Origin of the sequence: Streptomyces phyllanthi (assembly GCF_009377205.1) — a bacterium.
Taxonomy (GTDB): Bacteria; Actinomycetota; Actinomycetes; order Streptomycetales; family Streptomycetaceae; genus Streptomyces; species Streptomyces phyllanthi.
Genome location: NZ_VJZE01000513.1, coordinates 1 through 6,104, shown reverse-complemented (window position 1 = coordinate 6,104; position 6,104 = coordinate 1). Strand labels below are relative to the sequence as shown.

At 72.6% G+C, this 6,104-nt stretch carries 3 protein-coding genes; 1 reads left to right on the top strand and 2 read right to left on the bottom strand.

Going from position 1 to position 6,104, the window contains the following annotated elements; genetic code table 11:
- Positions 1-178 precede the first annotated feature (178 nt).
- Positions 179-2,764: an aminopeptidase N gene (gene pepN, locus FNH04_RS39600; protein ID WP_322725197.1), complete on the top strand. Its 2,586-nt coding sequence runs from the start codon at positions 179-181 to the stop codon at positions 2,762-2,764.
- A 193-nt stretch (positions 2,765-2,957) separates the two neighbouring features.
- On the opposite strand, the gene FNH04_RS39595 is transcribed toward pepN, so the two are convergent.
- A complete protein-coding gene (locus FNH04_RS39595; protein WP_265581510.1) occupies positions 2,958-4,202 on the bottom strand; it encodes a M14 family zinc carboxypeptidase in 1,245 nt (414 codons plus the stop codon).
- An 892-nt stretch (positions 4,203-5,094) separates the two neighbouring features.
- A partial coding sequence (locus FNH04_RS39590; RefSeq protein ID WP_228031885.1) for an EamA family transporter occupies positions 5,095-6,104 on the bottom strand: 1,010 nt, incomplete at its 5' end.

Below are 6,104 nucleotides of genomic sequence, written 5' to 3'. Positions count from 1 at the left end.
CAGCCCACCCAGCCCGTCCGGCGCTTGAGGACAAGGCCCTTCGGGCGGGCTCGCGGGGGCTGGGGGCGGCAGCCCTCAGGGCAGGGACCATAGGGGTTCCCCTACGCGCTCAACCTCACAGGACGCACCCGTCCCGTGGAAGGATGACCGAGACCACACTTACCGAGGAGATGACCGCGTGCCTGGCACAAACCTGACTCGCGAAGAGGCGCAGCAGCGGGCGAAGCTGCTCACCGTTGACTCGTACGAGATCGATCTCGACCTCTCCGGCGCGCAGGAGGGCGGCACCTACCGGTCCGTGACCACGGTGCGCTTCGACGTGGCGGAGAACAGCGCGGAGTCCTTCATCGACCTGGTGGCCCCGGCCGTCCACGAGGTGACCCTCAACGGGGACGCCCTCGACCCCGCCGAGGTGTTCGCGGACTCCCGCATCGCCCTGCCGGGCCTGCTGGAGGGGCGCAACATCCTCCGGATCGTCGCCGACTGCGCGTACACCAACACCGGTGAGGGGCTCCACCGCTTCGTCGACCCGGTGGACAACCAGGCCTACCTCTACACCCAGTTCGAGGTCCCGGACGCCCGCCGCGTGTTCGCGTCCTTCGAGCAGCCCGACCTGAAGGCCACCTTCCAGTTCACCGTGAAGGCGCCCACCGGCTGGACCGTGATCTCCAACTCGCCGACGCCCGAGCCCAAGGACGACACCTGGGTCTTCGAGCCGACGCCCCGGATCTCCACGTACATCACCGCGCTGATCGTGGGCCCGTACCACTCCGTGCACAGCGTGTACGAGAAGGACGGGCAGTCCGTCCCGCTCGGTATCTACTGCCGGCCCTCGCTCGCCGAGTTCCTCGACTCGGACGCGGTCTTCGAGGTGACCCGGCAGGGCTTCGAGTGGTTCCAGGAGAAGTTCGACTTCGCGTACCCGTTCAAGAAGTACGACCAGCTCTTCGTCCCGGAGTTCAACGCGGGCGCGATGGAGAACGCGGGCGCGGTCACCATTCGTGACCAGTACGTCTTCCGGTCCAAGGTGACGGACGCCGCGTACGAGATGCGCGCCGAGACCATCCTGCACGAGCTGGCCCACATGTGGTTCGGCGACCTCGTGACCATGGAGTGGTGGAACGACCTGTGGCTGAACGAGTCGTTCGCCACCTACACGTCGATCGCCTGCCAGGCCGCCCACCCCGAGTCGCGCTGGCCGCACTCGTGGACCACGTTCGCCAACTCCATGAAGACATGGGCGTACCGCCAGGACCAGCTGCCGTCCACGCACCCGATCATGGCCGAGATCAACGACCTTGACGACGTCCTCGTCAACTTCGACGGCATCACGTACGCCAAGGGCGCGTCCGTGCTGAAGCAGCTCGTCGCGTACGTCGGCCAGGACGAGTTCTTCCGGGGCGTGCAGGCGTACTTCAAGGCGCACGCGTACGGCAACACGCGCCTGAGCGACCTCCTGGGCGCCCTGGAGGAGACCTCCGGGCGCGACCTGAAGACCTGGTCGACCAAGTGGCTGGAGACGGCCGGCATCAACATCCTGCGGCCGGAGATCGAGACCGACGAGAACGGGGTCATCACCTCCTTCGCGATCCGCCAGGAGGCCCCGGCGCTGCCCACCGGCGCCAAGGGCGAGCCGACCCTCCGCCCGCACCGCATCGCGGTCGGCCTGTACGACCTCGACGGCGACAGCGGCAAGCTGCTGCGGGACGGCACCGACGGGCGGATCGAGCTGGACGTGGACGGCGAGCTGACCGCCGTACCGCAGCTGGTGGGCAGGCGCCGCCCGGACGTGGTGCTGCTCAACGACGACGACCTGTCGTACGCGAAGGTCCGCCTCGACGAGCGGTCCCTCGCCTTCGTGACCGAGCACCTCGGCGACTTCGAGTCGTCCCTGCCGCGCGCCCTGTGCTGGGCCTCGGCCTGGGACATGACCCGCGACGCGGAGCTCGCGACCCGCGACTACCTGTCGCTGGTCCTGTCCGGTATCGCCAAGGAGTCCGACATCGGTGTCGTGCAGTCGCTGCACCGCCAGGTGAAGCTGGCGATCGACCTGTACGCCGACCCGGCGGCGCGCGAGGCGCTGCTGACCCGCTGGACGGACGCCACGCTGGCCTACCTGCGGACCGCCGCCCCGTCCTCCGACCACCAGCTCGCCTGGGCGCGCGCCTTCGCGGCGACTGCCCGCGAGCCGGAACAGCTGGACCTGCTGGAGGCCCTGCTGGAGGGTTCGCAGACCATCGAGGGGCTGGCCGTCGACACCGAGCTGCGCTGGGCGTTCGTGCACCGGCTCGCGGCCGTGGGCCGGTTCGACGAGGCGGAGATCGCGGGCGAGTACGAGCGCGACAAGACGGCGGCGGGCGAGCGCCACGCGGCCTCGGCGCGGGCCGCGCGCCCGACGGAGGAGGCCAAGGCGGAGGCGTGGGCCTCGGTCGTCGAGTCCGACAAGCTCCCGAACGCCGTGCAGGAGGCTGTCATCGGAGGCTTCGTCCAGACCGACCAGCGTGAGCTGCTGGCCCCGTACGCGGAGAAGTACTTCGAGGCGGTCAAGGACATCTGGGAGTCCCGCTCCCACGAGATGGCCCAGCAGATCGCCGTCGGCCTGTACCCGTCCGTGCAGGTCGCCCAGGGCACGCTGGACCGTACGGACGCCTGGCTGACGGACGCCGAGCCGGGCGCGGCCCTGCGGCGCCTCGTCTCGGAGTCCCGCTCGGGCGTCGAGCGCGCCCTGAAGGCGCAGTCGGCGGACGCGGCCGCGCAGGAGTAGGAACGAGCAGGTCAGGTAGTACGGCCTCGGGGCGCCCGGTGACGACCGGGCGCCCCCCTCTTTCTGCCGTGCGCCGTGACTGCCCTGCGTGCCCTGCGTACCCTGCGTAACCCTGCGTGCCGTGCCCGGAGGCTGCCTCGCCGGCTCGGCGGCTCAGCGGCTCGGCGGCTCAGCGGCTCGGCGGCTCAGCGGCTCAGCGGCTCAGCAGCATCCGCGCCAGCCGGAGCATGGCCTGCCCGTGCAGTGCCGTCTGGCGGCGGACCGGCAGCCAGCGGGCGCCGAAGCAGGTCTCCAGCTCACGGCACCACTCCCCTACCAGGGCGTCGAGCGCGCCCGCGGCCACCGGGTCGGCGGGCGGGTCGCCGAGCGCCTGCCGCAGCATCGCCGCCGCGCGAAGGGGGATGCGCCGGGCCGCGAGGTCGAGGGAGACGGAGTTGCCGACGGTGGTGGCGAGCCCGACACCGCCGAGGTCGTCCGCGAGATAGCTCTTCCAGGTGTCCGCGACCCCGGGGCCGACACCGAGCAGTTCGCGGGCGGCCGTGTCGTACGGCAGGAGTTCCGCGGCGACCGGGCCGCCCCCGCGGCCGAGGGCCGCCTCCACCCGCTCGCTTCGCTCCAGGAGGGTCCGGCTCACCCGGGCGATGTGCTCCTCGGCGCCGGCCGTGCGCCGGGGGTCGGCGACGGAGTCCACCGCCCACATCGGGGCCTCAACCACGGCCGTGACGGTGCCGTGGCGCATGGGGTACGTCCACGTCGTCTCGGAGGTGAAGCCGGACGCGTCGCGCTCGTCGGCCGGTTCGGGGCCGGGCAGTACGAGGACGCCGGGGCCCTCGACGAACCAGCCCATGCCGTCGAAGGGCCGGTGCTCCATGGGAACCCGCAGGTTGGTGGCCACCTCACGGAAGGCGCGGGCCGCCCCGGGCACGCTGCGGGTGAGTTGCAGGAAGGTTCCTCCTGCTTCGCCCCCGTGCAACGAGAACTGAACGGCGGGCCGCAGCTCGTCGAGCAGCCCCACGAGTACGTCGGACTCGGGCAGGGGCTCGGCGGGCCGCCCGCCCAGCGGCCGGAACTCCGGCTGGCAGGTGAACTCCTGCCGGTAGAAGTACCGGTGATAGCCCTCGACGCCCCACCCGCCGTACGGCCAGCCGTGCCGCTCACTGATGCTCATGCCGTCGGGGTCGAGGCAGAGCAGGAAGTGCCAGGTGCAGTCAAGGGCGTCCAGCAGGTCCGGATCGCGCGCGAACTCCCCGGCCAGCCGGATCGCGGAGGCCCCACCGACGGGTTCGTTGGAGTGGGCGCCGGCCACCGTAAGAACGTTTCTGCACCCACGCCCGGCGGACAGCAACCACAGGGGCCGCCCGGAACGCGACACCCCGACGGTGCGCAGCCGCAGGGCACCCGGGTACGCGGACGCCAATGCCCGGGCTGTGGAGGTCAGTTGCTCGGTGGTGGGGTAGATCCCGGCGGCGGCGGCCGGAGGACGGTCGGGTACGGACCGGCCGACTCCGGACCGACCGACCGCAGACGGATCCGCTACCGGCCCGCCGACCACAGACCCACCACGCGCAGACCGGCCAGCCACAGGCCCATCGACTGCGGACCGGCCGACAGCAGACGGATCCGCTACGGACCCGCCGACCGCGAGCCGGTCAGCCACGGGCCGATCGACCGCGGCCCCGCCGACCGCGGCCCCGCCGACCGCAGACCGGCCACCCGCGGACCGGTCAGCCACGGGCGTGGACCGGCCGACCGCAGACGGGTCCGCTACGGGCCCATCTGCTACGAACCGGCCGACCGCAGACGGATCCGCTACGAACCCGTCCACCGCGAGCCGATCGACCGCGGACCCGTCTGCTGTGAGCATGTCCGCTACGGAACCGCCAGCCGCAGGCCCGTCACCTGCGGCCCGGGCGACTTCGGCCTGGTCAGCCCTGGGCCCGTCGACTGCGGCCCGGTCAACCGCAGGCCCATCGACCGCGGCCCGGGCGGCCACCAGCCCATCGACCGCGGCCCGGTCAACCGCAGGCCCATCGACCGCGGCCCGGTCAACCGCAGATCCATCGACCGCGGCCCAGTCAGCCACCGGCCCATCGGCCTCGGCCCGGGCGGCCGTACGCGCGTCCTCCGCAGGGAGGTCGACCCCTCGCCCGACTGCCGCAGGGACGTCGACCGCGTGACGATCCGGAACGGGGGCTCGCCCGGTGCCGGGACTGCTTGCTCCGGGGGTGCCGCCTTTTGCCATGCCGCCCTCCGGTCAGGAGCCGGTGGCGTCGGCGCAGCCCGTGGTCTTCCTTGTCCGCGTCGGGCTGGTCGCCGTCGTTCCAGTCACGTCAACTCCTTTGCCGGGGACGGGGATTGCGCGGCCCCACCCGTTCATGAGCAGGTGAGCGCACGCCCTGCCAAGGCTCGACTCGCCGGTTCGGGGTGTCAAGAGCACGTCCCCGGGATGACGCGGGGCCCGGGGCGCCCGTCACGGCCTCGGCGGAGGGGGCGGCCGTACGGAGTTCCAGCTGGCCGAGAACCGTCGCCCCGAACGCCAGCGCCATGCCCGCCAGCTGGACCGGAGTCAGCGCCTGACCGAGAGCCGCCCACCCGACGACGGCCGCGGTGAGCGGGGAGAGCGGGCCGAGGAACGTGACCTGGGTGGCGCTGAGCCGGCCGATGCCGCGGAACCACAGCCAGTACGCGACCGCGGTGTTCGCCAGGGCGAGGTACAGGTAACCGCCGACCGCCCGGCCGTCCAGCGCGGGCGGGGCGCCCTCGACGAGGAGGGCGACCGGGGCGATCAGCAGTCCGCCCGCGGTCAACTGCCAGCCGGTGAGGGCGAGCGGGCCGACACCCTCCGGTCGGCCCCAGCGCTTGGTGAGCACCGTCCCGGTGGACATGGAGGCGGTGGCCGCGAGTGCCGCGAGGACGCCGACGGAGTCCAGGGCACCCGCCGCCCTGAGCACGACGAGGCTGACCCCGAGGGCCGCCGCGATTCCGGTGAGCAGCGTGCGCGTGGTCGGGCGCTCGCCCAGCAGCACGGCGGCCAGCCCGGCGACGAACAGTGGCCCGACCGAACCGACGACCGCCGCCATACCGCCCGGCAGCCGGTACGCGGAGAGGAACAGCAAGGGGAAGAACGCGCCGATGTTCAGCGCGCCCAGTACCGCGGCCTTCCCCCACCAGGCCCCTCGGGGCAGCACCCGGGCGAGGGCGAGCAGCAGCAGCCCGGCGGGCAGGGCGCGCGCCAGGCCCGTGAAGAGGGGGCGGTCGGCCGGGAGGAACTCGGTGGTGACCGCGTAGGTCGTGCCCCAGGAGACGGGGGCGAGGGCGGTGAGGGCTATGAGGGTGGGGC